This window comes from Streptomyces sp. NPDC096176 (assembly GCF_044763255.1).
Taxonomy (GTDB): Bacteria; Actinomycetota; Actinomycetes; order Streptomycetales; family Streptomycetaceae; genus Streptomyces.
Window position 1 is genome coordinate 55,364 of the sequence record NZ_JBIWFV010000014.1, and the last position, 26,422, is coordinate 81,785.

The following is a 26,422-nucleotide window of genomic DNA, read 5'->3' on the forward strand; positions in this document are numbered from 1 at the left end:
CTGCGTTGGACCGAATCGTCACCCGATGGGGGTTTCACCAATGACGCAGACGACGATCGACCGGCCGGGAGTCTCGGCCCTGCAGCAGGCCGTGCAGGGCGCAGCGGACCGGCTGGTCGCGGCCGGGGCCGCCGGGGTGCAGTTCCGGGTCGCCCGGGGGGACAACTCGTTCGTCGTCACCTCCGGTATCGCGGAGCTGGGCTCGGACCGGCCGGTGCCCGAGGACGGCCGTTTCCGCATCTCGTGCATCACCAAGCCGTTCGTGTCCGTGGTGGTGCTGCAGCTGGTCGCCGAGGGGCGGCTCGAGCTGGATCGGACGGTCGAGAGCTACCTGCCGGGTCTGCTGCCGTACGGCGAGAAGATCACCATCCGGAATCTGATGCAGCACACCAGCGGCCTGTACAACTACATGGACTCGTTCCAGAAGCCGGGCGACCGTTTCCTGCGCGACCGCTACAAGCACTACGAGCCCGAGGACCTGATCGCGATCGCGGCCGCCAAGCCGCTGGAGTTCGAGCCGGGCACGAAGTTCGCGTACTGCAACACGAACTACTTCATCGTCGGCCTGCTCATCAAGAAGATCACCGGCCGCTCGTACCGCGAGGAGATCACCGAGCGGGTGCTCGAGCCGCTGGGTCTGTCGGAGACGACGCTGCCGGGTGACGACCCGAACATCCCCGGCCCGCACGCCCGCGGCTACATGCAGATCGGCGGCGAGCCGGTCGACGTGACGCTGATGAACCCGTCGGAGGCGGGCTGCGCGGGTGAGATCATCTCCACGACGGCGGACCTGGACCGCTTCTTCTGCGCGCTGTTCGGCGGGGAGCTGCTGAACGAGCCGGAGTTCACCGAGATGACCACGCCGCTGCCGCCCGAGATGATCGAGAACCTGCCGATGGGCATCGGCTACGGGCTGGGCATCATGAAGCTGGAGAACGACGACGACCTGGACCTGTGGGGCCACGGCGCGGGCATCCCCGGCTACGCCACGTTCGCGGCCACCACCCGCGACCGGTCCGCCCGGGTGCAGCTGTCGTTCACGATCGGCGACAAGGACTTCGGCCCGGAGGCCGAGCAGGCCGTCATCCGCGGTGTGAACACCGCCCTGTGCTCGTGAGGCGCAGATGACGAATCCGACGCCCGCCGGGGCAGTTCACAAGGCCGTCGTCGTCACCGGCGGCGGCACGGGAATCGGCGCGGCGACCGCCCGCGCTTTCGCCGGCGACGGTGCGCATGTCCTCGTCGTGGGGCGCAGTGAATCGACGCTGAAGGAAACCGCGGACGGCCACGACCGGATTCATCTTCTGGCCGCCGACATTCACGACCATGACGCCCCGGATGTCATTGTCGAAACGGCGCTCGAGAAATTCGGCCGGCTCGATGTGCTGGTGAACAATGCGGCCGTCACCGGGTTCGCGTCCCTCGACGGCCTCGGGCGGGAATCGGTCCGTGCCCAGCTGGGCACGAACCTGCTCGCCCCGCTGTTCTTGACCCAGCGGGCACTGGATGCGCTCGAGGCCACGGGCGGTGTGGTGGTGAACGTCAGCTCGGCGGGTTCGCTGGGCCGCCGGGCCTGGCCGGAGAACTCCGTGTACGGGATGGCGAAGGTGGCGCTCGACTTCCTGACCCGCACCTGGGCGGTCGAGCTCGCGCCGCGCGGGATCCGGTCGGTCGGTATCGCGCCCGGTGTCGTGGACACCGGTGTGGGGGTGCGGGCCGGGATGCCGGCGGAGGCGTACGAGGCGTTCCTGGCGCAGATGGCGGAGCGCATTCCGTCGGGCCGGGTCGGCCGGCCCGACGACATCGCCTGGTGGATCGTGCAGTTGACCCGGCCGGAGGCCGCGTACGCCAACGGCACGGTCGTGGCGGTGGACGGCGCGCTGTCGGTCACCTGACAGGGTGCGCGTGCACCGGGCCGCGGCCCCCGGGAGGTTCCCGGGGGCCGCGGCCGTATGTGCGGGAGGGGGATCAGCGGGCGAGGGTGGCGGTGACGTAGCGGACGGGGACGTCGATGCGGATCGGGCCGTCCTGCTCGCGCAGCGCGTCGAGTTCGGCGATCAGGCGGGCACGCAGGGCGGCGGCCTCGTCGGCCGGCAGATGCTGCCACAGCAGCCGCATGCCCTGGGTGTGCGACCAGTCGACCCAGGCCTCGCCGCTCGCGGCGGTCATCTCGACGCTCTCGTCGGCGATGTCGACCGCCGTGAAACCGGCCCGGTCGAGGGCGGCTTCGAGGTCGGCGGGGTCCTCCAGCCAGGAGTGCAGCTGCCGGTGGAGTTGCTCGGGGTGCCAGGCGGGCGGCAGGTGCTGCAGCAGCGACATGGGGATCCAGCGGCTGAACAGCGGCGGCAGGAAGGGGAAGGTGTCGCGGCTGAAGACGGGGCTGGTGAAGGCGATACGGCCGCCGTCGCGCAGCAGGTCGGCGTAGCGGGCGAGGGCGGCGCGGGCGTCGGGCAGGAAGATCACGCTGTAGCTGCCGAGGACGAGGTCGAAGGAGCGGGCGGGCAGGTCGGGGTGCTCGCCGTCCATCACGCGCAGTTCGACGTTGCCGATGCCCTGGCGCTCGGCCTCGCGGCCGGCCTGGTCGATCATCGCCTCCGCGATGTCGATGCCGAGGGCGTGGCCGCTCGGGCCGATCTGGGTGGCGGCGGGCAGCAGGGTGGCGCCCAGGCCGCAACCGACGTCGAGCACGTGCTGCCCGGGCCGGGGGTCGGCGCGCTGCACGAGCCGGCGGCCCATGGGGGTGAAGAACTCGACCCCGAGCCGGTCGTAGGTCGCCGCGGCCCCGTTGAAGGCGGCGGTGACTTTCGTCTTGTAGGTGGTCGCGGTGTCCACGAGTCAGCTCCGAGGGTGGTGGCGGCGATGGGGATGCTCGGCTCATGCTGCGGCGCGTTCCACGGGCCGTGGTGGAGGACCGTTCGAGAGCCGGTCGACGTCCGCAATTCGCCGCTTGCCCGGCCTCTTTCACCACCGCACACTGTCGGCCAGTGTCCTGAATTTGCTGGGCCCCCCGCGTGAAAGGGAATGCGATGAGCAGTCATATAGCGGCGGTACGCCGCATGGTGGAGGCGTACAACACGGGAAAGACCGATGATGTCGCGGAATTCATCCACCCGGATTATCTGAATCCGGCGACGATGGAGCACATGGACCTGCGCGGTCCCGACTCGTTCGCGATGGCCGTGAAGTGGCTGAAGATGACGTTCTCCGAGGAGGCGTACCTGGAGGAGGTCCTCATCGAGGAGCGCGGCGACTGGGTGCGCGCCAATCTTGTCCTGTACGGCCGTCACGTGGGCAACCTGGTGGGCATGGCGCCGACCGGCCGCCGCTTCTCGGGCGAGCAGATCCATCTGATCCGCCTGGTCGACGGCAAGATCCGCGACCACCGGGACTGGCCGGACTACCAGGGCACGTACCGCCAGCTCGGATCGCCGTGGCCGGAGCCCAACGGCTGGAGGGACTGACATGATCCTTGTCACCGGAGCGACCGGCAAGGTGGGCCGGGAGGCCGCCACGCAGCTCGCCGGCGCGGGCCGGCGGGTGCGCGCTTTGAGCCGCACTCCCGAGGAGGCCGGTCTGCCCGGCGCTGTGGAGGTCGTGGCGGGCAGCCCGGCCGACGCCGCGTCGCTGGCCACCGCCTTCCAGGGCGTCACCTCCGCGCTGGTGGTGCTGTCCGGCGATGTGGCCGGCGAGGCCCGCAACATCGCCGCGGCCGCCGCCGCGTCGGACGTCGAGCACCTGGTGTTCCTGTCGTCGGCGAGCGTGCTGCACCCGGTGCCGCACGGCATCGCGGACGAGCACCGGGCCGCCGAGGAGGCCATCACGGGCAGCGGCGCCGCCACGACGTTCCTGCGTCCGGGCCCCTTCCACGCCAACACCTCGTGGTGGATCAAAACCGTGCGCGAGAGCGGCGCGGTGCGCTGCTGGATCGGCAACAACCCCGGCGCGCCGATCGACGAGTACGACATCGCCTCCGCCGCGGTCGCCGCGCTCACCGACGAGCGTCACCGCGGCAAGGCGTACGTGCTCACCGGCTCCGAGGTGCTCACCTCCAAGGAGCAGGCCCGCATCCTGGGCGAGGTGCTCGGCCGGGAGCTGGACTTCTCGGTGGCGCCGCAGGAGGAGGTCGTGGACGTCTTCGCGGGCATCACCGGCGACCGCCCGGCCGCGGTGACCAATGTGGCCGCGCTGCACAGCCCCGAGGTGCCGTGGGCGAAGCCCACGACCGCGGTGCGGGAGCTGACGGGCCGCGAGCCGCGCACCTACCGGCAGTGGGCTGTGGCCAACGCGGCGCTGTTCGCAGCCCAGGAGGTGCCGGTATGACCGCGACAGCCGGCGGCACGATCCTGGTGACCGGTGCGACGGGCCTGCAGGGCGGGGCCACCGCGCGTGAGCTCGTGCGCCGCGGGCGCACCGTCGCGGCACTGGTCCGCGACCCCGACGCGCAGCCGGCCCGGGCGCTGGCCGACCTCGGGGTGACGCTGGTACACGGCGACCTGGACGACGAGGCGTCGCTGCGCTCCGCCATGGAGGGCGTGCACGGCGTGTTCTCCGTGCAGACGTTCATGACCCCCAAGGGACTGGGCGGCGAGGTCCGTCAGGGCCGCGCGGTGGCACGGGCGGCGAAGGCGGCCGGCGTGGCACATGTCGTGTACAGCTCGGTGGGCGGCGCGGAACGGCACAGCGGGGTACCGCACTTCGAGTCCAAGCGGCACATCGAGCGGTACCTTCAGGGACTGGGTGTGCCGGTGACGGTGCTGCGCCCGTCGTTCTTCATGGACAACTTCGCCGCGCACGGCCCGCAGAACCTGGACGGGACGCTGGTGGTGCAGCTGGCTCTGAAGCCGGACACCCGGGTGCAGTTCATTGCCGTGGAGGACATCGGCTTCTTCGCCGCCGAGGCCTTCGAGCAGCCCGAGAAGTACCTGGGCCGGTCGGTGGAACTGGCGGGCGACGAGCTGAGCGCGAGGGAGGTCGCCGAGGCGTTCGCCGCGCGTACGGGCCTGCCGGCCCGGTTCGAGGAAATCCCGCTGGACGCGGTGGCGAACAACCCGTACATCCCCAACGCGCCGGAGATCTCACTGATGTTCGAGTGGTTCCAGGAACACGGCTACCGGGCGGACATCGCGGCGCTGCGCGCCGAGCATCCGGGGCTGCTGTCGTTCGCGGCGTATCTGAAGTCGCTGGACCTCTGAGCCGCCGCACGGCGGATGTGGCCCGGACCGTGGGAGCGGTCCGGGCCCTTCTTGTGTGGGCTGGTCCTTGAAGCCGAGACCGTCCAGCCGGAAGAGGTGACACGCGGTTTCCGTCCCCGCCCGGCCGAGAACGCGGGCCCTGCGGATGAGGCCGCCTTCCCGTGGGCGTGGCCCCGGCACCGCCTGGTCCCTGCACGCGCCGGGATGCTCCCGCGCCCCGGAACAAGGCGCTCAGGACAGGGTGGTCCTCGCCGTGGCCGATACGGCGCTACCGGCCCCGGACGGCGGCCTGCCGCGGTGCACGAGCGGGACGCGGTCCGGGAGACGGCACCGTTCCTCGTGGGGTGCGGCAACCGCGGTCACGACGCGGAGCTCGGCCTGCTGCTGGATACGCACGCCGCGGCGGCCGGGTTTCATCGAATCCGAGCGGATTTCAGGCGTCCGGCCGGCGGTCCCCGGCCGAGCCGGCGCGGGCGTCCGCCAGGCGTTGCTGGCGGTCCCGGTGGCGACGGCCGTAGGCGGCGTGGCGGACCGCCTCGTCCTGTTCCAGACCTGTGCCGAACGCTCCGCCGACGATGGCGATGGAGCTGATGAACCAGGCGAGGTAGAGGTAATCGCCGGTCTCGACGGCACCGCCGCCCAGGGACTGGCTGAAGACCCCCTCGGCCAGCCCGAGGGAGCGCAGCCCTCGACGATCACCGTGTCCCAGGATGCGGCCGGGCGCTGGTTCGTCTCCATGCTGTGCGACGACCCCAGCCTCAAGCCGCTTCCCGCAGCCGGGAACGCGGTCGGCATTGATGCCGGTCTGGACTACCTCCTGACCCTCTCCACAGGGGAGAAGATCGCCAACCCGAGGCATGAGCGCCGTGACCGCTTGGCGCTGGCCAAGGCGCAACGCCGGTTGGCGAAGAAGGAGAAGGACAGTGCGAACCGGGCCAAGGCCCGCCGGCAGGTAGCCAAGATCCATGCCCGGATCTCCGACCGCCGGCGTGACGCCCTGCACAAGATCACCACTCGTCTCGTTCGTGAAAACCAAACGATCGTGATCGAGGACCTGACCGTGCGCACCATGGTCAAGAACCACAAGCTCGCCCGCGCCATCAGCGATGCCGCGTGGTCGCAGTTCCGGAGCATGCTGGAGTACAAGGCCACCTGGTACGGGCGCGAGGTGATCGCCGTGGACCGGTGGTTCCCCTCGTCCAAACTGTGCTCCGCCTGCGGCACCCTGCAGGCCACGATGCCACTGAACGTCCGCACCTGGACGTGCCACCGCTGCGGCACGACCCACGACCGGGACGTGAACGCAGCGAAGAACCTTCTGGCCGCCGGACTGGCGGTGACAGTCTGTGGAGCTGGTGTAAGACCTCAACGGAGCACTCCGGGCAGGCAGTCGGCGACGAAGCAGAAAACCCCACGGCGCGAGCCGTAGGAACACCCCTCGTTCACGAGGGGGCGGAAGTCAAGACGCCCTCCAGCGGATTTCGGTCGTCGTCGGCGGCGCAGCGGAGCCGGAGTGCCGCTCGGACCGCGTCGCCGTCCCGGGCGGGTGACCGCGCCGTCCGGCCCGCACACGGCCGGCTCCGGCTCTGTGCCCCGCAGCCCGGCCGGTCCGGCGGCCGGTCGTCCATCCGGCGGCATGGAACCACACGGCCGCGTCCGGTACGGGCCAGGCGGCCCCGACGGGCCTAGCATGCGGCGGGTGGCAGAACCTCGCCGAAGAGCCGACTCATCCCGCGTGCAGAATCTCCTGCAGGCCGCCGAGGACGGCATCCATCTGATCGTGGCGGTCATCCTGCTGCTGCTCGCCGGGCTGCTGACGGCCGATCTGACCGCCGACGTCGTCGACGCGATCAGAGGCCCGTTCCAGGGCGAGACCGTCGTGCTGTCCGCGCTGGACAACAGCCTGGTCCTGTTCATCGTGGCCGAGCTGCTGCACACGGTGCGCCTCACCATCAGGAACCGCACGCTGGACGCCGAGCCTTTCCTCGTCGTCGGTCTGATCGCCGGCATCCGCAAGGTGCTGATCATGACGGCCGAGGCGAAGACGTTCCGCTGGGAGTACCAGGGCATCGAGCTGGTCATCCTGACCGGGCTGATCCTGGTGATGGCGCTGGCCGTGTACGTGTGGCGGCGCTCGACACGGCCGGTGGACTTCATGCTGACGGCGCCGGGCGCCCCGACGACCGGCTGACGGAAGGCGCGCCGGCCCCGGACCGGCCGGCCGCTGCCGGGCGGATTTCCCCGCCCGGACGGCCCCCACCCGGTTGCGGCCGGGGGGCGTGCCGGTCTTCGACGCCGGACGCCGTGCGGACCAGGTTGCCCTCCTGGGCCCGGTGCTCGTGCACCAGCCTGACCGCGATCGCCCCTTCGCCGGCCGCCGAGGCCACCCTCTTCACCGAGCCGCTGCGGACGTCGCCGACCGCGAAGACCCCGGGCAGTGTCGTCTCGAGCATCAGCGGCGCCCGGCCGAGCGGCGCCCACACGCCCTCCTCGGCCCGGGCCTGGGCGTCCGGGCCGGTGAGGACGAAGCCCTTGTCGTCGAGGGCGATCACATCCTTGACCCAGTCGGTGGGCGGTGCCGCCCCGATGAAGACGAACAGCACGCGCGCTTGGATCTCGTGGATCTCGCCGGACACGTTGTTCCGCACCACCAGTGTGTCCAGAACGCCCTCGCCACGGGTCTCGATCACCTCGGTGTTCAGCAGGACGGTGATCTTCGGATTGCGCTCCACCTGGTTGACCAGGTAGCGCGACATGTCCTGGTTGAGGTCGCCGCCGCGGACGATCAGGTGGGTGTGCGGCGAATACCGGGAGAGGAACAGCACGCCCTGTCCGGCGGAGTTGCCGCCGCCGACCACGGCGATCGGGTCGGTCCGGCACATGTGGGCCTCGTGCAGCGTGGCCGCGTAGTAGACGCTGGAGCCTTCGAAGCGTTCGATGCCCGGGACGCGCAGCCGGCGGAAGCGCGCACCCAGCGCCAGCACCACCGTGCTGGTCTCGGTCGTGGTGCCGTCGGCGAAGGTGACGGCGTAGTGGCCGTCGCGCGCCTCCAGGCCGGTGGCCTCGGCCGGGATCGTGAGCCGGGCGCCGAACTTGTGTGCCTGGAGGACCGAGCGTTCGATGAGTTCGGCGCCGGAGATGCCGGAGGGGAAGCCGAGGTAGTTCTCGATGCGCGACGAGGTCCCGGCCTGGCCGCCTGCGGCGACGCCGTCTATGGCGACGGTCGCCAGGCCGTCGGAGGCGCCGTAGACGGAGGTGGCCAGTCCGGCCGGTCCCGCGCCGATCACCAGCACGTCGCACTGGGTGACCTCGGGCGAGGGCGCCGGGAGGCCGATGATCCGGGCGAGTTCCGCGTTGCCGGGGTTGCGCAGCACCTCGCGCTTCCATATGACGACCGGGGCTTCCTCCGGGCGGATGCCGAAGCGGCGCAGCAGTTCTTCGGCCTCCTTGTCCTGCTCCAGGTCGATCCACCGGTGCGGCAGCCGGTTCCGGGCGGCGAACTCGCGCAGTCGCCGGGTGTCCGGCGAGTAGCAGGAGCCGAGGATCCGGAAGCCGGCGCCGAGGCCGATGAGCTGCGCGCGGCGGCCGAGGTAGGTACGGAGGACCAGGTCACCGAGGACCGGATCGCCCGCCACGATGGCGCGCAGCCGGTCCACGGGAACGGCGAGCACCTGGCCCGGCTCACGGACGACGGCGGTGTAGAACGCGGCCTGCCCCTCCAGCAGGCCGAGTTCGCCGAGGAAACGTCCCGGTCCGTGCACGGCGACGGTGCGCTCGTCGGGACCCTCGTAGTCGTGGAGGACCTCGACCAGTCCGGCGAGCACGACGAGGAACTCGCCGAAGGGCTCGCCTTCCCGGAACAGCACCGTGCCCTCGCTCGTGGGCCGTTTACGGCCGTGCGGTGCCAGAACCTCGATCTGCTCGGGCGTCAGCCGGGGGTGGGTCCCGGAGCGGTCGGGTGTCTCGGTCAGCGGCCCGTCCCGGCCGTCTGCGGCGTCGTTCATCTGGATTCCTTCGTGGATACCCGGCCTTCGGGCCGGGGTGGGGGTACCTCCCGCTTGCGGGGGAGAAACGAAGCTCCTGCGGAGCAGGGAAGGCGAATCGCCTTCAGGGCGATTCGGCGTCTGCGGTCACCTGCGGCTACCGGCCGACACCCGCCGCTCACAGGGGAGTTGATAGGGTGTGAGGTGTGACGCGGCAGGTCAAGCGGGCGTTCAAGTACCGCTTTTGCCCCACGGACGAGCAGGCAGCTGAGCTGTCGCGCACGTTCGGCTGTGTCCGTCTCGTGTACAACAAGGCGCTGGAGGAGCGCACACGGGCCTGGTACGGCGAGCAGCGCCGTGTCTCCTACGTGCAGTCGTCCGCCGCGCTGACCGGGTGGAAGAAGACCGAGGAGCTGGCCTTCCTGGCGGAGGTGTCCTCGGTCCCGCTCCAGCAGGCTCTCCGTCACCTTCAGACGGCGTTCGGGAACTTCTTCGCCAAGCGGGCCAAGTACTCGCGCTACAAGTCGCGGAAGAAGTCCCGGGCGTCGGCCGAGTACACCCGCAGCGCCTTCACGTGGCGCGATGGGCGCCTGACGCTGGCGAAGATGGCCGAGCCGCTGGACATCCGCTGGTCGCGTCCGCTCCCCGAGGGGGCGGAGCCGACGACGGTGACCGTGTCCCGTGACCCGGCGGGCCGCTGATTCGTGTCTCTGCTGTGCGAGGACACCATCGCGCCCGCCACGTCTGCGGCGGTCGGTCTGGACGCCGGAATCACCTCTCTCGTGACCTTGTCCACAGGGGAGAAGATCGCCAATCCCCGGCACGAGCGCCGCGACCGCGACCGCCTCGCCCGCGCGCAGCGGAAGCTGTCCCGGAAGGCGAAGGGCTCGGCGAACCGGGCCAAGGCCCGGCGTCGCGTCGCCGAGGTCCACGCGCGGATCGCCGACCGGCGCCGCGACTTCCTGCACAAGCTGTCGACTCGACTTGTCCGTGAGAACCAAACGGTCGTGATCGAGGACCTCACCGTCCGCAACCTGCTGAAGAACGGCAACCTCGCGCGCGCCATCTCGGATGCGGCCTGGACGGATCTCCGCATGATGCTGGAGTACAAGTGCGCCTGGTACGGGCGTGAACTCGTCGTGATCGACCGATGGTTCCCGTCCAGCAAGCTGTGCGGGAACTGCGGCACGGTCGCGGCGAAGATGCCGCTCAACGTCCGCGAGTGGACGTGCGACTGCGGCACCGTGCACGACCGCGACGTGAACGCGGCACGCAACATTCTCGCCGCCGGGCTGGCGGCGTCTGCCTGTGGAGACGGTGTAAGACCTCAACGGGAGTCCTCCCGGACGGGGCGGTCGTCGGTGAAGCAAGGAACCCCAGCGGGCGACCGCTGGAATCCCCCGCCTGTAGGGGGAGGAAGTCAACAGACCATGGCCTCCTGGATGGACGTAGCACCAGCGCCGGTCTCCGCCCGGTTCGAAGGACTGGAGGACGGGGTGGCTGTCGGCTCCGGCGTGCTTGAGCGGCAAGGAGTCGCAGCATGCGAACGTGCCCACAGGTCAGACGTCGTCGGAGGTGCGCCCAGGGGGAGCCGAGGGGCAGGCAGTCCTCGCGGCGCCGGGGAGTGCGCGGAGTGACGGGGCGCGCAGGCGCCAGGTGGGCGTTGGCCATTGTGGCGGGTCCTCTTCCGTTGGCGGTCTGATTCGTTGAGGGCGGCGCGGCCCCGGAGCTCAGTGGCGACCGGCGATGGCCCGTTCCACCCACTGGCGCAGGGCGGCGGCGGGCGCTGCGCCGGCCTGCCGGTCGATCACCTCTCCCTTGTCGAGCAGGAGCAGCGTCGGCACCGCCTGCACCTGGAACCGCTGGGCGACGGCGGGCGCCTGGTCGACGTCGACCTTGACCAGCTTGATGGTCCCGGCCATCTCGCGGGCGACCAGCTCCAGTGCGGGGCTCACCATCCGGCACGGCCCGCACCAGGTCGCCCAGAGGTCGACGAGGACCACGGGTGTCGCCTGCTCGGCGATTCCGGCGAAGTCGTCGTCGCCGGCGTCGGTGATCCACGGGAGCGGCGAGCGGCAGTTGCCGCAGCGGGGGATTCCCTCCGCCGCTGCCGGCACCCGGTTCTTGCGGCCGCACTGGGTGCAGGCCACCGTCGCGGCCTTGGTCGCGGCCCCTTGGGTGGCCACTGCACTCACGCGGCCTTCCGGCTGTCGTTGTCGGACGAGCCGTTCCAGGTGACCACCAGTTCGCCGTCCTTGGCGTCCACCCGGATCGTGGAGCTGTCCTGCACGTCGCCCTTGATGAGGGCCCGCCCGACGAGCGTTTCCACCTCGTGGGAGATGTAGCGGCGCAGCGGCCGTGCGCCGTAGACGGGATCGAAGCCCTGCTGGGCGATGAGTTCGCGGGCGGCGTCGGTCAGTGCGACGGTGATCTGCCGCTCGGCAAGCCGCTGGCGCAGGTCGTCGAACTGGAGCTCGACGATGCGCTGGATCTGGGTCATGCCGAGCGGCTTGAACAGCACGATGTCGTCGACGCGGTTGAGGAACTCGGGCCGGAAGTGGCTCTGCAGCTCGCTCATCACCTGCGCCCGGGAGTCGGGCTTGATCTCACCGTCCGCCGTCACACCGTCCAGGAGATGGGCGGAGCCGATGTTGGAGGTCATGATGATGATCGTGTTGCGGAAGTCGACCGTGCGTCCCTGAGAGTCGGTGATGCGGCCGGCGTCCAGCACCTGCAGCAGGGTGTTGAACACGTCGGCGTGCGCCTTCTCGATCTCGTCGAACAGCACGACGGAGTACGGCTTGCGGCGCACCGCCTCGGTGAGCTGGCCGCCCTCCTCGTAGCCGACGTACCCGGGGGGCGCGCCGACCAGTCGGCTGACGGTGTGCCGTTCCTGGTACTCGCTCATGTCGAGCCGGACGATGTTCTCCTCGGTGTCGAACAGCGCGGCGGCGAGCGTCTTGGCCAGCTCGGTCTTACCGACGCCGGTCGGGCCGAGGAAGATGAACGAGCCGATGGGCCGGCGCGGGTCGCGGATGCCGGAGCGGGCCCGGATGATGGCGTCACTGACGAGCTTGACCGCCTCGTCCTGGCCGATCACCCGCTCGGCGAGGATCTCGTCCAGTCGCAGCAGCTTCTCCCGTTCGCCCTCCTGCAGGCGGCTGACGGGGACGCCGGTCCAGGCGGAGACGATCTCGGCGATCTCGTCCTCGGTGACGACCTCCCGCAGGAGCCGGTTCTCGCCCTGCTTGGCGGCGAGTGCCTCCTCCTCGGCCTCCAGCCGGCGTTCGAGCTCCCTGAGCTTGCCGTAACGCAGTTCGGCGGCACGGTTCAGGTCGTAGTTCCGTTCGGCCTCCTCGGCCTCCTGACGGACCTGTTCCAGTTCCTGGCGCAACTCCTGCACCCGCCGGATGGCCTGGCGTTCGGCCTCCCACTGGGCGTGCATGGCGTCGGCCTTGGCGCGCAGGTCGGACAGTTCGCGGCGCAGTTCCTCCAGGCGCTTGCCGCTGGCGGGGTCGGTTTCCTTCTCCAGCGCCGCCGCCTCGATTTCCATCCGGGTCACCCGCCGGCTGATCTCGTCGAGTTCGGCCGGCATGGAGTCGATCTCGGTGCGCAGCCGGGCGCAGGCCTCGTCGACGAGGTCGATCGCCTTGTCCGGCAGGAACCGGTCGGAGATGTAGCGGTGGCTGAGGGTGGCGGCGGCCACCAGCGCGGTGTCCTGGATCTTCACGCCGTGGAAGACCTCCAGGCGCTCGCGCAGTCCGCGCAGGATGGAGACGGTGTCCTCGACACTGGGCTCGTCCACCATGACTTGCTGGAACCGTCGTTCGAGCGCGGCGTCGGACTCCACGTGCTTGCGGTACTCCTGGAGCGTGGTGGCGCCGATCATGTGCAGTTCGCCGCGGGCCAGCATCGGCTTGAGCATGTTGCCGGCATCCATGGCGCCCTCGGCGCCGCCTCCGGCGCCGACGACCGTGTGCATCTCGTCGACGAAGAGCAGGATGCGCCCCCCTGCCGCCTTGACCTCGCTCAGCACGGCCTGAAGCCGCTCCTCGAACTCGCCGCGGTACTTGGCCCCCGCCACGAGCAGGCTCATGTCGAGGCTGAAGATGGTCCTGTCGCGCAGCCCGTCGGGCACGTCGCCGCGGACGATCCGTTGGGCGAGCCCTTCGACGATGGCCGTCTTGCCGACGCCGGGGTCGCCGATCAGTACGGGGTTGTTCTTGGTCTTGCGGCTGAGGATCTGAATGACCCGCCGGATCTCCGCGTCCCGGCCGATGACCGGGTCCATACGGCCGCTGCGGGCCTCGAGGACGAGGTCACGGCCGTACTTCTCCAGCGCCTCGTAGGCGGCTTCGGGGGTGGCGGAGGTGACTCGCTGGCTGCCGCGGATCCGGGTGAGCGCTCCGAGGAACCCGTCCTTGGTGACGCCGTGTTCCTTCAGCAGTCGTCCCGCCGCGGTCCTGGAGCCCTCGTCCACCAGGGCCAGGACGAGGTGCTCGACGGAGACATACTCGTCCTTGAGGCGCTTGGCCTCCTGTTCGGCCGTGTCCAGCAGTTGGGCGAGCCGCTGGGTGACGTACACCTGGCCGGGTGTGGCGCCGGGGCCGGTCACCTTCGGCCTGCGCTGCAACTCCGCCGTCAGCGCCGCGCGGAGGGCGTCGGTGTCCGCACCGGCCTGCTCGAAGAGCCGGGGTACGAGTCCGTCCGACTGGTCGACGAGGGCGAGCAGCAGGTGCTCGCCGTCGACCTCGGTCTGGTTGAGCCGGCCGGCGACGGTCTGCGCTTCCTGAAGCGCTTCCTGCGACTTCTGGGTGAGCCGGTTCATATCCACGATTCATCACTCCTGGAGCCGGCGTTGCTGCGCCTCAGAGCCGCCTCCAGTTCGCTGATCCGGTCGAGCAGGTCGAGCACCAGACCGATGGAGGCGTAGTTGAGGGGGAGCCCGGCCCGTAGACGTTGGATGCGGGCGAGGGTGGTGGGGGCGTTCCGGTCGAACCACAGCCGGCCGTCGGCACCCCGCTCGGCGTCGACGAGCCCGAGCGCGACGAAGCGCCGCACCAGTTCGGGATGGAGGCCGCTGCGCCGGGAGACGTCGTCGAGGCCGAGCCGGCGCACCGGCACCATGGCGTAGCGGCGGACGACGACGCCGACGGCGGGCTGCCGCGCCGTTACCCGGTCGGTGCCGGCGGCGAACCGCGGATCCTGGGTCATCCTGGCTTCCTCGGGTCGAAGGTGGAGACGGCGGCCAGCTGCTCGAACAGCGCGCTTTCACGTTCGGTGGGTTTCGGCGGCACCAGGATGCGGACCTCGGCGTAGAGGTCGCCGTCGGGGCCGCGCGGGTTGGGCATGCCCTCGCCCCGCAGCCGCAGCCGGCGGCCGCTGGAGGAGCCGCCCGGGACGGTGACCTTGGCGGTGCCGCCGGGCGTGGGGACCGGCACGGTCGCGCCGAGCGCCGCTTCCCAGGGCGTGACGGGCAGGACGACGTGGATGTCCCGGCCCTCGAGGCGGAAGCGCGAGTCCGGCTTGATCCGCACACGCAGGTAGAGATCGCCGCGTGTGCCTCCGCCGCCTCCCTGGCCGCCTTCGCCGGCCAGCCGGATGCGCTGTCCGTCGGTCACGCCGGGAGGGACGTTGACCTGGTAGACGCGTTCGCCCTCGGGTCCGGCGAGGGTCACGCTGCGTTTGCCGCCCCGGTAGGCCTCCTCGACGGTGAGGGGCAGCTCGGCCTCGTGGTCGGCGCCGGGGATCGGGCCTCGTGGCCCGCCCCGGACACCGCCGCGGCCGAACATGCCGCCGAAGAGGTCCTCGAAGTCGATGCCGGAGCCCTCGAAGCCCTCGAAGCCCTCGCCCTCCGACACGAAGCGGACCCGGCCGCCCCCGTCCCCGGTGCTCCAGGCCGACCGGCCGGCACCGCGGGCGCCGACGCCGGCACCGGCCATCTGCTCCTCCCAGTCCTCCGGGACCCTGCGGAAGTCCTCACCGAACCGGTCGTAGCGGCGGCGCGTGTCGGGGTCGCTGAGGACGCTGTACGCCTCGTTGAGCTCCTTGAAGCGTTCCTCCGCCTGCGGGTCCTTGTTGACGTCGGGGTGGTACTTGCGGGCCAGCTTGCGGAACGCCTGCTGGATCTCCTCCTGGCTGGCACCGCGCCGCAGCCCGAGCACGTCGTAGAAGTCCCGTGCCATGGGGTGTCACTCCTGACGCTTGCTCACCACGACGGATGCGGGCCGGAGCTGTTTTTCGTCCTCCCCGTAGCCTGGGCGCAGTACCTGCGCGACGGTATTGGGCTCGGCCGCGGGGTCCTCGACGAGGCCGACGACCTCGTGCCTGGCCGGGTCGAACGGCACACCGGTCTCCTCGTGGCGGGAGTACCCGAGGCCGCGCAGCACTTCCACGGCCTGGTCGCGTACGGCTTTGACGCCCTCCAGCACGGCGGTCGGATCGGACGCCGCGTGCGCGAGGGCCAGCTCCAGGTTGTCGAGGACGGGGAGCCAGGACGCGGAGGTGCGGGCGCGTTCGTCGTTGCGCACACGGTCCATCTCCTTGGCGTGACGCTTGCGGAGGTTGTCCAGGTCCGCGAGGGCGCGGCGCCAGCGGTCGCGGAGTTCGTCGAGCTCCGCGGCGTGCTGTTCCGCGGCGCTCCGCTCCGGAGCCTCCTGGTCCTGCGGCGCCCGAGCCTGGGGCCCCTGGCCGGAAGGCCCCTGCTCCCGGGGCGGAGCCTCACCCCGCTCTTCCTGGGTACTCACCGGGTCCTGTTCGGTGGACATGACCACCCCTCAGCCCTTGTCGAATTCGGCGTCGATGACGTCGTCGTCCCCTCCGCCGGTGCCGGCCGTCGCGCCGGCGGTGGCGCCTGCCGTCTCGGTTCCAGGGGCCGGTCCTCCCTCGGCCGCGCCCGGCCGGTGGGCGGACAGGGCGGCGTGGATCTGCTGGAGTTCGGAGGTCAGCGACCTGATCCGGTCCAGCGGCGCCTCCTCCTTGATGGCCTGCCGTGCGTCGTTGACGAGCATCTCGGCCCGAGCCTTCTCGTGCGCCGGTGCGGCGTCGCCCAGCTCGTTGAGCTTCCGCTCGGCCTGGTACGCGACGGCGTCCAGCTCGTTGCGGGCATCGACGGCCTCGCGCAGCGCCTTGTCCTCGCCACGGTTGCGCTCCGCCTCCTGGACCATCCGCTCGACCTCGCTCTGGTCGAGGTTGGAGGCCTCACTGATGGTGATGCCCTGTTCGGCGCCGGTGTCCTTGTCGCGTGCCGTGACGTTCAGGATGCCGTTGGCGTCGACGTCGAAGGTGACCTCGATCTGCGGCTCACCACGCGGCGCGGGGCGGATGTCGGTGAGCTGGAACCGGCCGAGAACCCGGTTCTCCGAGGCCTTTTCGCGCTCACCCTGCAGCACGACGACGTCGACGGCGGGCTGGTTGTCCTCCGCCGTGGAGAAGACCTCCGCGCGGCGCACCGGGATGGTGGTGTTCCGTTCGATGATCTTGGTCATCACGCCGCCGCGGGTCTCCACACCCAGCGACAAGGGGATGACGTCGAGCAGCAGGACGTCCTTGACCTCGCCCTTGAGCACACCGGCCTGGATCGCGGCGCCCATGGCCACGACCTCGTCGGGGTTCACGCTCATGTTCGGGTCCTTGCCGCCGGTCAGCCGGCGGACAAGGTTCTGGACCGCGGGGATGCGGGTGGAGCCGCCGACGAGGATGACCTCGTCGATGTCGTTGTCGGTGATCTTCGCGTCGGACATCGCCTGCTTGACCGGCTCCATGGTCCGCTCGACCAGGTCACCGGTGATCTGCTCGAACGTGGAACGCATGACGGTCTCGGTCAGGTGCTTCGGCCCGGAGGCGTCGGCGGTGATGAACGGCAGGCTCACCTGCGTCTGGGTCACGGAGCTCAGCTCGACCTTGGCCTTCTCCGCGGCTTCGAAGAGCCGCTGCAACGCCTGCGGGTCCTGGCGCAGATCGATGCCGTTCTCGTTCTGGAACTTGTCCGCGAGGTGGTCCACCAGGCGCCGGTCGAAGTCGTCGCCGCCCAGGTGGCTGTCGCCCGCGGTGGAACGTACCTCGACCACGCCGTCACCGACGTCGAGGATGCTCACGTCGAAGGTGCCACCGCCGAGGTCGAAGACGAGCACGGTCTCGTGCCCCTTCTTGTCCAGTCCGTAGGCGAGGGCGGCCGCGGTGGGCTCGTTGATGATGCGCAGCACTTCCAGGCCCGCGATCTTCCCGGCGTCCTTCGTGGCCTGTCGCTGGGCGTCGTTGAAGTAGGCGGGCACGGTGATGACTGCTTCCGTCACCCGTTCCCCCAGCTGCTTGCCGGCGTCGTCGGCGAGCTTGCGCAGTACCTGGGCGCTGATCTCCTCGGGCGAGTACAACTTGTCGCGGACCTCGAAACGGGCGTTGCCGTGCTCGTCGGGGACCACGTCGAATCCGACGGCCTTCGCCTCGTCGGAGATTTCGTCGTAGCGGCGGCCTATGAAGCGCTTGGCCGAGTAGATGGTTCCCTTCGGGTTGAGGATCGCCTGACGGCGGGCGAGCTGGCCGACGAGCCGTTCGCCGGTGTCGGTGAAGGCGACGACCGAAGGGGTCGTGCGGCTTCCCTCGGAGTTGGGTATGACCGATGCCTCCCCGCCCTCCCACGCGGCGATCACCGAGTTGGTGGTCCCGAGGTCAATGCCGACTGCCTTAGCCATGAGGTGCCACTCCTTGTGAAAGCGTGAAGAGGGGTGCGCGTCGCTTGCCCGGGGCCGTCACCCCTCGGCAGCGGTGCCGGTCGCCGGCCTTCCCAGCCCTGCCAGCAGCCCGGCAGCCCGGTCGGCCACGTCGGCGTCGACCATGACCTCGTACCGGGTGGGCAGCACGGACTGGACGGAGCTGAAGTCGCGGCGCCCGCGCTGCATGGCGTACACGATCAGTCCGATGACCGCGCCGACCACGGCGCCGAACAGGAGGCCGTAGAGGGCCAGGAGCAGGGCCGACAGCACCGGGTCGAGCCAGTTCAGGAGTCCGAAGAGCCAACCGATCAGAGCGCCCGGGAGCGCCCCCGACGCGGCTCCGCTCAGCGCGGCCTTGCCGTAGGTGAGGCGGCCGACCACTTGCTCGACGAGTTGCAGGTCCTGCCCGATGATTGCCACCCGTTCGACGGGGAAGCCCTGGTCGGACAGGTGGTCGACGGCGCGTTCCGCTTCGGCGTACGTGCGGTACGAGGCAATGCTTCGACGGTGCTCATCCATGGTCGCCCTCTCCGGGACAGCGCGAGCGCCGTCCGTTTCACGATGACGACTCCACAGTCGCGGCGCGGAAGGGGCAGCAGCCTGCCCCTGCGGTGTCCAAATCCAGATCGGCTCTCGCCCTGGCAGTGCAAAACACTCAAATTGGGGTAATCAGGGGGTGACTGCATGGACATCCGTCTGAGGCAACGCGCATCGGGGGTCTTCACCGGGAAGGGGCCTGTGTCCCACCATGCCCGCGACAGTTGACTGGACCTATCCGGCGTGCCCCAAGGCCGGGAGCAGGGAGCACGTGGCGAACCTTTTCAGCTTGTTCGTTCTCTCCACGATCATGAACGACGGGCGGGACGAGGCCGACATCCTGCGTCTGGCGATGACCTCCGTGGCGCCGCTCGGGCCGTGCCGTCCCGAGGCGAGCTATCTGCCCTCGGGCGACCGCCTGGTCCGCACGCCGGCGCCGACCGCACCGGACACGTCCGGGCTCGGCGACCGGCTCCGGTACCTGCACGGCGCCGAGGGACCCGTCCCGGTGCCCGGCCGGGAGTGGGGCTGGGCCTTCCCTCTCAACACCAGCAACGGAGTCGGCTACCTCGTCGTGGGCGCGCCGTCAGCACCCGCCGGGGACGAACACTTCCTGGTCCAGGTCCTCGCCCAGCAGACCTCCATGGCCCTGGCCAACGCAGCGGCCCGCCGCAGGGCCCGGGAGCACGCCCGGGAGCTGCAGCGGCTCAATGAGGACCGGGAGGCCGTGAACGCACGGCTGGCAGCGTCCGTCGCCGAGCTCGAGCACCAGCGGACCGTCCACGAGGTGCTCAGCGAGGCCGTGGCCAGCGACGGCGGCGTTGCGGGCATCGCCAGGGCCGTCCACGAGCTCACGGGCCACTCCGTCGCCGTCGAGGACCGATTCGGCAACCTGCTCGCCTGGACGGGCCCGGGGCGGCCCGACCCGTATCCGAAGCCGGACGCGGAGCAGCACGAGGAGCTGTTGCAGGACATGGCCCGGCGGCTGCGTCCTGCGCGGGTGGGTGACCGCCTCGTCGCGCTGGCCCAGCACCGCGGCGAAGCCCTCGGGGCCATGTCCCTGACCGTCGGTGAGGGGCGCACCGGCGAGGAGGAGGGATTCGTCCTCGACCACGCATGCAGCGCCCTCGCCCTGGAGCTGGCCCATCTGCGAAACCTCGCGGAAGTCGAGCTGCGGCTCCGCCGTGAGCTGGTGGACGACCTGATCACCGGCACCGACGACGAGAGCGCCTACGCCCGCGCCGCTGCCGTCGGCCACGACCTGCACGGCCCGCACTGCATGGCCGTCGTCCATTGGGAGGGCAGAACCGCGGACGACACCTTCGTCCAGGCCGTGGGCCGAGCCGCCGCGAGCCTGCGGATGCGGTCGCTGCCGGCGAGACGGTCGGGCAGGGCCGTCCTCGTCCTGCGGGGCCAGCCGCGTTGCCACGCGCTGCACCGGGCGGTGGCCCGCGAGCTCGGCTCGGGAACCGGGTCCATCGGGCTCGGCGGCCGCTGCGACGCCCCCACCGAGATCCCGAGGTCGTACGAGGAGGCGCTCCGGTCCCTGGAGGTTCGGCGGCTCTCCCAGGATCCCCACGGCGCCACCAGCTACGAGGAGCTCGGGCTCTTCCGCATGCTCGGGGCGGGGGGCGACTACCAGGAGATGGAGACATTCGTCCGCGAATGGCTCGGCCCGCTCATGGACTACGACGCCGCCCACCATTCGGATCTGGCCCAGACCCTGTCCCAGTACCTGGAGTGCGGCGGCAACTACGACGGCACGGCCGCCGCACTCGCCATCCACCGCAGCACACTGCGCTACCGCCTGCAGCGCATCCGCGAGGTCAGCGGCAACGACCTCAAGAACGTCGACAGCCGGCTGAACCTGCACATCGCCACCCGGGCCTGGAAGATCCTGGGCGGCTCACTCCGATGAACGGGAGGGACATGTACGAGCGGAGCGCGGACTCCCGCGGACCCGCCGTCACCGCGGTGGGGGGCATACCGCTCGCCCCGGGCGATCACATCTGCGCCCTGCACCGGGGACGGGAGGAGCGCGACCGGCTCATCACGCCGTTCTTCGCGGACGGCCTGCGCGAGGGCCAGACCTGCGTCTTCCTGGCGCCCGAAGGAGAGGGACGGGCGTTTCGCGACCTGCTCGCCACGACCGTGCCCGAAGTCCGCCGGGTGTGCGGGAATCTCCAGATCAAGCCCCCGGAGGAGACCTACCTGCGGAACGGCACCTTCGACGGTGACCGCATGCTGGACCTGCTGTACAGCTGGTCCTACCGCACGTTCTCCGAGGGCGACGCCGGCTTCGCCTGCCTGGCCGCCGACATGAGCTGGGCGCGCCCCCTGGTCCGGCCGGCGTTCACGGCCGAGCTGATCCGGTACGAGACAAGGGCGACGCGCTGGCTGCGGTCCTATCCACAGGTCGGCGTCTGCTTGTACGACCTGGACACGTTCGGCGGCGACCTGATCATCCCGCTGATCAAGGCACACCCCCGGGTCTGGCTCAACGGCATGGTGTTCGAGAACCCGTACTGCCTGGGGCCGGACGAGGTGGCCGGGGTACTCGGCCACGGCACCGCCCACGTGAATTGAGCGGGCGGAGAAGGAGGCAACGACGAGCCCCGCCCGGTCCCGAGTCCGCCGGGAACCTGCGGGACTTCCTGACCGCTGCGCCCCGCCCCCGCCGTGGAATGCACACGGGCGGGGCGTCCGTCCGCGGAGTCCTTATCTCCTGGATCTCCTGGCTCGAGCCCGAGCCGGCGCCCACACCCGAACCGAAGGCTGCCCCCCGTGCTGCGGGTCCGGCCCCTTGTCGTCACCCCGGCGGTGTTCAGCCGCCGAGGACGCCCTGGTCGACGAAGCCCAGCTCCTTGAGCATCGGCAGGTAGTTGAACACGTCGTAGTGCTCGATGATCTTTCCGGCGTCGTCGAAGCGCAGTTCCTCGAGCATGAACCAGGTGACCTTCTTGCCGGTCGCGGCCTTGCCGAAGAAGTCGCCCAGGTGGGTGGCGGTGACGGTGATGCGCAGGATGACGCGGTCGCCCTGCGAGACGGCGCTCTTGACGTCCAGGTGCAGGTCGGGGAAGGCGGCGAGGCCGCCGCGCATCGCGGCCTTCATGAGCTCGGAGTCGACCGGGCGGTCCTCGGAGAAGTGCCTGATGTCCGGCGACCAGTGCGTGAAGATGCCGTCCAGGTCCCAGCGGTTCCAGGCGGCGGCGCAGTCGAGCGCGATCTGCTTGTTGCGCTCCTGGACGCTCTGGGTGGGCTGCTCGGCGAGCGTTGCGGTCATGGTGGCGGGTTCCTTACCGGGTGTCAGGGGATCAGGACGTGCTTGCCGACGGTGGTGCCGTCCAGCAGGGCGCGTACGGCGGCCGGGGCCGCCGTAAGCGGGTGGCGGCCGGCGATATCGGGCCGCAGGACGCCCTCGTCGACCAGCCGGTACAGGGCTGCGAGGTCGGCCCGGAAGTCGTCGCCGGGCTTGACGTAGTACATGCTCTGGCGGCGGCCGCGGGTGAGGCGGAGCCTGGCCGCGATCCAGCGGGCGGCGGTGCGGCGCAGCGCGGGCACGTGCGGCCTGAACCACTGGCCGGGCCGGTAGCCGGCCACCGACGAGTCGAAGGAGACCAGAGTGCCGCCGTCGGCGAGCATCGCCCAGCCGGCGTCGAGGCCGCGGCCGCCGATGTGGTCGAAGACTGCGTCGACGCCGCCCGGCGCCAACTCCCGTACCGCGGCGGGCAGATCGGGGGTGCGGTAGTCGAGCGGCTCGGCGCCCAGCGCGCGGACGGCGTCGTGCTTGGCGGGCGAGGCGGTGCCGATGACACGCAGCCCGGCGTGGACGGCGAGCTGGGTGAGCAGGGTGCCCACGCCGCCGCTGGCGCCGTGCACCAGCACGGTCGAGCCGGGGGCCAGGGCGGTCAGCCGGTGCAGCATCTGATAGGCCGTGACCCCGTTGGTGATCAGGGAGACGGCGACCGCCGCGTCAAGGTGCTCGGGAACCGCGGCGAGGGCCTTGGCGGGCACCTCGACGTACTCCTGCCAGGCGCCGTGCCGGGGCATGGCGGCCACCCGGTCGCCGGCCTGCCGGCCGGTGACGCCCTCGCCGGTCTCGACGATGCGGCCGACCAGGTCGTAGCCGGGCACGAAGGGGAACTTGGGCGGGAAGGGGTGCAGGTGCTGGAGCATCTGCACCTCGGCGAACGACACACCGGCGGCCTCGACACGGACGACGACCTTGCCGCGGCCGGCGGCCGGGCGGGTGCCGTGGCCGGCGACGACGTGGTCCTCGGGCCGGCCGCTGCCGGTGAGCTGCACGTGCGCGTTGCCGTGGGAGGCGTCGGGGCCGGTGGCGGCAGGGCCGGGGGTGGGCTTGGCGTCGGTGGCGGCGGGCTTCGCGTCCGCCGCGGTCGCGGGGCCGGTGGTGGTGCTCACGCCGCCACCGTCTCGCGCTGGGGGGCGAAGTCGCCGGCGTGGTCGGCGGCCCACTGGGCGAAGGTGCGGGCCGGTCGGCCGGTGACGCGCTCGACGGCGTCGACGGGGACGGGCGGGTTGTCCAGCGCGTCGGCGAGGTAGCCGAGGATCATCTCGACGACCGGCGGCGGCATGAAGTGGCCCATCTGCTCGCGTGCCTGATCGGGGGTGATCTCCTCGAAGGTGATCGGGGCACCGGTGGCGGCGGCGATCGCCTTCACCTGGTCGGCCTGGGTGATGGCCTGCGGGCCGGTCAGGACGTACGCCTGGCCGGCGTGGCCGTCCTCGACGAGCGCGGCGGCGGCCACGGCGGCGACGTCGGCCTCGTGGATCAGGACGCGCGGCGCGCCGCCGTAGGGGGTGCGCACGACGCCCTCGGTGCGGATGGAGTGGCCCCACTTCCACAGCAGGTTGGTGGCGAACTCGTCGGGCCGTACGAAGGTCCACTCGATGCCGGACTCCTCGACGGCGCGCTCCACGGCGCGGTGGTGCTCACCGCTGTGGTTGTCGCCGGAGGTGTCGAGCACGGAGGACGAGGAGAGCACGACGATGCGCCGCACACCGGCCTCCTTGGCGAGGGCGACGACCTCCTGTGCGGTCTCGGGGACGGGGAAGAGGTAGAGGCGCTCCACGCCGTCGAGGGCCGCGCGCAGCGTCTGCGGCTGCTCGAGGTCGCCCGCGAACACCTCGACGCCGTCGGGAAGTCCCGCGGTCGCCGGGTTGCGGGTCAGGGCCCGCACCTGCTGCCCCGCCGCAACGAGGTGGTCGACCACATGCCGGCCGACGGATCCTGTCGCTCCTGTCACCAGAACTGTCACGCCTGCTCCACCCTGTCGGTCTCGGCTTCCCCGAGACTCCTCGGACCTTGGTGGTGCAAGGCTGAACAGTCCGGCTGGAGGGCCCCCGGAGACTGGCTGGAACGCGTCCGGAGCCGGGACGGGAGGGAGGGCTGCTCGAGTCGTTCTCGAGCGGCGGCGGGGATGCTGCCAGGCGGAGGGCCTCGCCTGCATGCGCCTGTGCGCGCCGGGCTTGCCCCGGCGGCTGCGGGGCCGTTCGCGCGGGCCTGCCCGCCCTCGCTGCCCCCTTCTCCCCTTCGTCCCCCACGAAAGGTCGCCGCCTTGTCCGCCACCGCAGTAGGCCAGTCCCCCACCCAGCGGGGCAGGACCAAGAAGAAGTTCGAACTCTCCCGCAGGGCACGCAAGTTGACGCTCGCCATCCACGTCGTCACTTCCGTGGGCTGGGTCGGCCTGTCCCTGGCGATGGCGGTGCTGGCCGTGATGGGCTACACCACCGAGGACGCCGCGGTCGCCAAGGGCGTCTACTACGCGATGTACGTCTTCGACGACACCTGCGTCACGGTGTTCAGCATCACCGCCGCGCTGACCGGCATTCTGCTGTCGTGCGGCACCAAGTGGGGCCTGCTGCTGCACTGGTGGATCGTCGTCAAGTGGGTGATCACCCTGTTCATGACGATCTTCGCGTGGTTCGTGATCCACCCGATCGTCATGCAGGCCACCGAGAACACCGCGAAGGCGGGCGGCACCCCGCCGAAGCCGGGCTGGCCCGCGGACTTCCTGCTGTGGAGCGTACCGGTGCTGTTCGCGCTGCTGACGGTCGCCGCGGTGGTCTCCGTCTACAAGCCGTGGGGCCGCACCGCGCGGGGCCGCCGCTCCACGCCGCGCGGCGGGCGGGCCTGACGGCAGCGGATGCCTACGCGTTGCTGCAGCGCCCCGGAGCCGGACGTGACCCGGCACGGGGCGCTCGCGTGTGGGGTGTCAGACCTGCCGACGAAGCCGGCTCAGGGGCCGCAGATCCGCTAAGCCTGGGAACCCGTTGCGTTGCGCTGCGATTCGGCATCCGCGAGCGCTTGCCTCTCGGAAGCGTCCGGATGCCCGCCTTGCGCGATGCGGTCCTCGAGGTCCTTCTTCACCGCGTCGTAGTCGTTCTCCGCCTGCTCGGCGGCTGACAGCGCTGTGGCACAGGCGACTTGAGTGGGGCAGGCGTGGCGTAGGCCGCTGAGGAGAACGCCAGGATCACCGCGGTACCGGCCGTGACCGCCGCCAGACGGATGCACACCATGCGAGACCTGTCTATGCCTTGAGGGCGGCGATCTCCCGCACCCGAGGTGCCATCTCCCGCACGACCCGAGCCTTTGCGTGGGGCGCGAGTCGCTTGCGCATGGTGGCGAAGTGATCGTCGCCGCGGGCCGAGGAGACGTGTTCGTACTCGCCCAGGAAGCGGGTCCACGAATCGCAGGCCGCGTCGAGATGGCCGTGTTCGAACTGCCGCTGGGCCAGGACGGCGTAGGCATGGACGCGGCCCTGTCGCTCGTTGGCCGGCTGGACCCTGATGGACTGCTTGAGGGTGCGGATGCTGCCGGGCAGGTCGCGCTCCTCGTACAGCACGTGCGCCACATGGAAGAGGTACGCAGTTTGGTCGTACCCGCCGATGGCGTCCCGGCGGCTGTCGGCCTTCGACAAAGCCGTCTCCGCTTCCCGCAGCCGGACATGGGCCTGCCGGTGGTCGCCCACCATGGCGGTCGCGTGCGCCTGCTGGCCGCGGAGGAACGCCACGAGCCGCGGGCCTGCGGACGGGGCGGCCTCGGCAGCCGAATCGGCGAGTTCCAGGCTCTTGCGCCCGTGGCCGAGGTTGGACGCCTGGAGGGACATGCCGCGCAGGGTGCGGCAGTACGTCACGTGGTCCTCAGCCTCGCGGGCCAGTTGCAGGGCCTTGACGTAGTAGGTCTGGCCGAGGCCGTGAGCCTTCTCGTACATCGCCATCCAGCCGGTGAGGTACGTCAGGTCGGAGGCGGCGGCCAGCATGTCGGCGTGCACGCGCTCGGTTGCCTGGGCACGCAGCCAGGGGCCGACGGTGTTGACGAGGAACGCCGCAGCCATGGGGCGGGCGTGCCCGGCGCCGAACTCGTCGAGGATGTCGGCGATCCTGTCGGTCATCGACCGGACGGAAGCCACCTGGGAGGCTCCGATACGCGTCGTGGCCTTCCCCGGCGTGACGGGCTCGTCCGCCGCCTGCGCGTCCGCGGCGAAAGCGGGGGCGGCGAGAGCCGCCGAGAACAGTGTGGCGGCCAGTACGCCGCGACGTGAGGGGTCCATGTCCGCCCTTCCGAGGTCCAGCAACTCCTCGACAGTGTCGGGCGTGCGGGAGCCGGCCGAAGCGTGTGCGGGTTCCAGGCCGGCTTCGGCATGCGTCACGGGCCTGCCCAGACGGGCTGACAGCGCCTCCACGATCAGCGGCCTGACCTCGATTCTCGGCTGCACACCTGCGATCCAGTGCGCCACGGCCGTGCGGTCGTACGTCAGTGCCAACCCGGCCTGCGGAGCCAGTCGGTTGACCTGCTGCGCCAGCTGGGTACGCGTCCATTTCGCCTGCTCGAGCAACCCGGCCAGGGCGGGATTGGGTGTGCGCTTCCTCGCGGCCATGATCTCAACTCCCGACGACTCGCACGGTGTTCACGGTGTTCACGGTCGCACCTGCCCTCAACGGTACCCGCAGAGCGTGATCGAGCGGTTACCTCATG

General features: G+C 70.8%; 22 protein-coding genes and 2 pseudogenes. 11 read left to right on the top strand and 13 right to left on the bottom strand.

From position 1 onward, the window contains the following. Positions 1-40: 40 nt before the first annotated feature. Both ACIQ7Q_RS29985 and ACIQ7Q_RS29990 read left to right on the top strand, forming a co-directional pair. Entirely contained in the window at positions 41-1,117 is a 1,077-nt protein-coding gene (locus ACIQ7Q_RS29985; RefSeq protein WP_403868864.1) for a serine hydrolase domain-containing protein, read from the top strand. A gap of 7 nt (positions 1,118-1,124) precedes the next feature. After that, positions 1,125-1,895, top strand: coding sequence for an SDR family NAD(P)-dependent oxidoreductase (locus tag ACIQ7Q_RS29990; protein WP_403868867.1), 771 nt, complete (start codon positions 1,125-1,127; stop codon positions 1,893-1,895). A gap of 73 nt (positions 1,896-1,968) precedes the next feature. On the opposite strand, the gene ACIQ7Q_RS29995 is transcribed toward ACIQ7Q_RS29990, so the two are convergent. Continuing rightward, on the bottom strand, positions 1,969-2,832 hold the full coding sequence (locus tag ACIQ7Q_RS29995; RefSeq protein WP_403868870.1) for a class I SAM-dependent methyltransferase: 864 nt from the start codon (positions 2,830-2,832) through the stop codon (positions 1,969-1,971). Positions 2,833-3,026: 194 nt separating this feature from the next. Here ACIQ7Q_RS29995 and ACIQ7Q_RS30000 point away from each other — a divergent pair, with 194 nt between their 5' ends. The 5 genes and pseudogenes from ACIQ7Q_RS30000 to ACIQ7Q_RS30020 all read left to right on the top strand — a co-directional run bounded on the left by ACIQ7Q_RS30000 (position 3,027) and on the right by ACIQ7Q_RS30020 (position 7,383). Then, a complete protein-coding gene (locus tag ACIQ7Q_RS30000) occupies positions 3,027-3,461 on the top strand; it encodes an ester cyclase (protein ID WP_005321817.1) in 435 nt (144 codons plus the stop codon). Between the two features lies 1 nt (position 3,462). Then, a complete protein-coding gene (locus ACIQ7Q_RS30005) occupies positions 3,463-4,320 on the top strand; it encodes an SDR family oxidoreductase (RefSeq protein ID WP_403868873.1) in 858 nt (285 codons plus the stop codon). After that, positions 4,317-5,192, top strand: coding sequence for an NmrA/HSCARG family protein (locus ACIQ7Q_RS30010; protein ID WP_403868876.1), 876 nt, complete (start codon positions 4,317-4,319; stop codon positions 5,190-5,192). The genes ACIQ7Q_RS30005 and ACIQ7Q_RS30010 overlap by 4 nt, the downstream gene beginning before the upstream one ends. A 670-nt stretch (positions 5,193-5,862) precedes the next feature. Then, a pseudogene (locus tag ACIQ7Q_RS30015) lies at positions 5,863-6,621 on the top strand (RNA-guided endonuclease InsQ/TnpB family protein); the annotation flags it as partial. 306 nt (positions 6,622-6,927) lie between these two features. Beyond that, a complete protein-coding gene (locus tag ACIQ7Q_RS30020; RefSeq protein ID WP_403868878.1) occupies positions 6,928-7,383 on the top strand; it encodes a phosphate-starvation-inducible PsiE family protein in 456 nt (151 codons plus the stop codon). Here ACIQ7Q_RS30020 and ACIQ7Q_RS30025 read toward each other — a convergent pair. Further along, on the bottom strand, positions 7,346-9,196 hold the full coding sequence (locus ACIQ7Q_RS30025; protein WP_403868881.1) for an FAD-dependent oxidoreductase: 1,851 nt from the start codon (positions 9,194-9,196) through the stop codon (positions 7,346-7,348). The two genes, ACIQ7Q_RS30020 and ACIQ7Q_RS30025, sit on opposite strands and share 38 nt — an antisense overlap. A gap of 185 nt (positions 9,197-9,381) precedes the next feature. Between ACIQ7Q_RS30025 and ACIQ7Q_RS30030 the strand changes: the two are divergent. Then, positions 9,382-10,585 (top strand): annotated as a pseudogene (locus tag ACIQ7Q_RS30030) (RNA-guided endonuclease InsQ/TnpB family protein). 320 nt (positions 10,586-10,905) lie between these two features. Here the strand turns inward: ACIQ7Q_RS30030 and trxA are convergent. The 7 genes from trxA to ACIQ7Q_RS30065 are packed head-to-tail and all read right to left on the bottom strand — an operon-like array spanning position 10,906 to position 18,405. Continuing rightward, a complete protein-coding gene (gene trxA / locus ACIQ7Q_RS30035; protein ID WP_403868884.1) occupies positions 10,906-11,370 on the bottom strand; it encodes a thioredoxin in 465 nt (154 codons plus the stop codon). Further along, positions 11,367-14,009, bottom strand: coding sequence for an ATP-dependent chaperone ClpB (gene clpB, locus ACIQ7Q_RS30040; RefSeq protein WP_403868887.1), 2,643 nt, complete (start codon positions 14,007-14,009; stop codon positions 11,367-11,369). The genes trxA and clpB overlap by 4 nt, the downstream gene beginning before the upstream one ends. Then, positions 14,000-14,389 (bottom strand): chaperone modulator CbpM, encoded by a 390-nt coding sequence (locus tag ACIQ7Q_RS30045; RefSeq protein ID WP_403868890.1) that lies wholly within the window; start codon positions 14,387-14,389, stop codon positions 14,000-14,002. The genes clpB and ACIQ7Q_RS30045 overlap by 10 nt, the downstream gene beginning before the upstream one ends. Next, the gene (locus tag ACIQ7Q_RS30050; RefSeq protein WP_403868893.1) at positions 14,386-15,360 is read right to left on the bottom strand and encodes a DnaJ C-terminal domain-containing protein; all 975 of its coding nucleotides are present in this window, start codon (positions 15,358-15,360) and stop codon (positions 14,386-14,388) included. Before ACIQ7Q_RS30050 ends, ACIQ7Q_RS30045 begins: the two co-directional genes overlap by 4 nt. Before the next feature lie 6 nt (positions 15,361-15,366). Next, the gene (locus ACIQ7Q_RS30055; protein ID WP_403868896.1) at positions 15,367-15,942 is read right to left on the bottom strand and encodes a nucleotide exchange factor GrpE; all 576 of its coding nucleotides are present in this window, start codon (positions 15,940-15,942) and stop codon (positions 15,367-15,369) included. Positions 15,943-15,951: 9 nt separating this feature from the next. Continuing rightward, entirely contained in the window at positions 15,952-17,865 is a 1,914-nt protein-coding gene (gene dnaK / locus ACIQ7Q_RS30060; protein ID WP_403868899.1) for a molecular chaperone DnaK, read from the bottom strand. Between the two features lie 57 nt (positions 17,866-17,922). Further along, on the bottom strand, positions 17,923-18,405 hold the full coding sequence (locus ACIQ7Q_RS30065; protein ID WP_403868902.1) for a general stress protein: 483 nt from the start codon (positions 18,403-18,405) through the stop codon (positions 17,923-17,925). Positions 18,406-18,634: 229 nt separating this feature from the next. On the opposite strand from ACIQ7Q_RS30065, the gene ACIQ7Q_RS30070 reads away from it, so the two are divergent. Together ACIQ7Q_RS30070 and ACIQ7Q_RS30075 are read left to right on the top strand one after the other, a co-directional pair. Beyond that, positions 18,635-20,341 carry a PucR family transcriptional regulator gene (locus ACIQ7Q_RS30070; RefSeq protein ID WP_403868905.1) on the top strand — a complete coding sequence of 569 codons (1,707 nt, stop codon included), beginning with the start codon at positions 18,635-18,637 and terminating at the stop codon, positions 20,339-20,341. 11 nt (positions 20,342-20,352) lie between these two features. Next, entirely contained in the window at positions 20,353-21,009 is a 657-nt protein-coding gene (locus tag ACIQ7Q_RS30075; RefSeq protein WP_403868908.1) for an MEDS domain-containing protein, read from the top strand. Between the two features lie 238 nt (positions 21,010-21,247). Here ACIQ7Q_RS30075 and ACIQ7Q_RS30080 read toward each other — a convergent pair whose 3' ends face one another. From ACIQ7Q_RS30080 to ACIQ7Q_RS30090, 3 genes are read right to left on the bottom strand one after another with little or no spacing between them, the layout of a single operon-like run. Further along, complete coding sequence (locus tag ACIQ7Q_RS30080; protein WP_403868911.1) at positions 21,248-21,706, bottom strand: ester cyclase; 459 nt, start codon at positions 21,704-21,706, stop codon at positions 21,248-21,250. A gap of 23 nt (positions 21,707-21,729) precedes the next feature. Beyond that, positions 21,730-22,845, bottom strand: coding sequence for a zinc-binding dehydrogenase (locus ACIQ7Q_RS30085; protein WP_403868914.1), 1,116 nt, complete (start codon positions 22,843-22,845; stop codon positions 21,730-21,732). Then, positions 22,842-23,702, bottom strand: a complete 861-nt coding sequence (locus ACIQ7Q_RS30090; RefSeq protein WP_403868917.1) for an NAD(P)H-binding protein — start codon at positions 23,700-23,702, stop codon at positions 22,842-22,844. The genes ACIQ7Q_RS30085 and ACIQ7Q_RS30090 overlap by 4 nt, the downstream gene beginning before the upstream one ends. Before the next feature lie 300 nt (positions 23,703-24,002). Between ACIQ7Q_RS30090 and ACIQ7Q_RS30095 the strand changes: the two genes are divergently transcribed. Further along, a complete protein-coding gene (locus ACIQ7Q_RS30095) occupies positions 24,003-24,581 on the top strand; it encodes a DUF2269 family protein (RefSeq protein ID WP_403868920.1) in 579 nt (192 codons plus the stop codon). Between the two features lie 393 nt (positions 24,582-24,974). Here ACIQ7Q_RS30095 and ACIQ7Q_RS30100 read toward each other — a convergent pair whose 3' ends face one another. Then, positions 24,975-26,324, bottom strand: coding sequence for a hypothetical protein (locus ACIQ7Q_RS30100; protein ID WP_403868923.1), 1,350 nt, complete (start codon positions 26,322-26,324; stop codon positions 24,975-24,977). Positions 26,325-26,422: the final 98 nt, after the last annotated feature.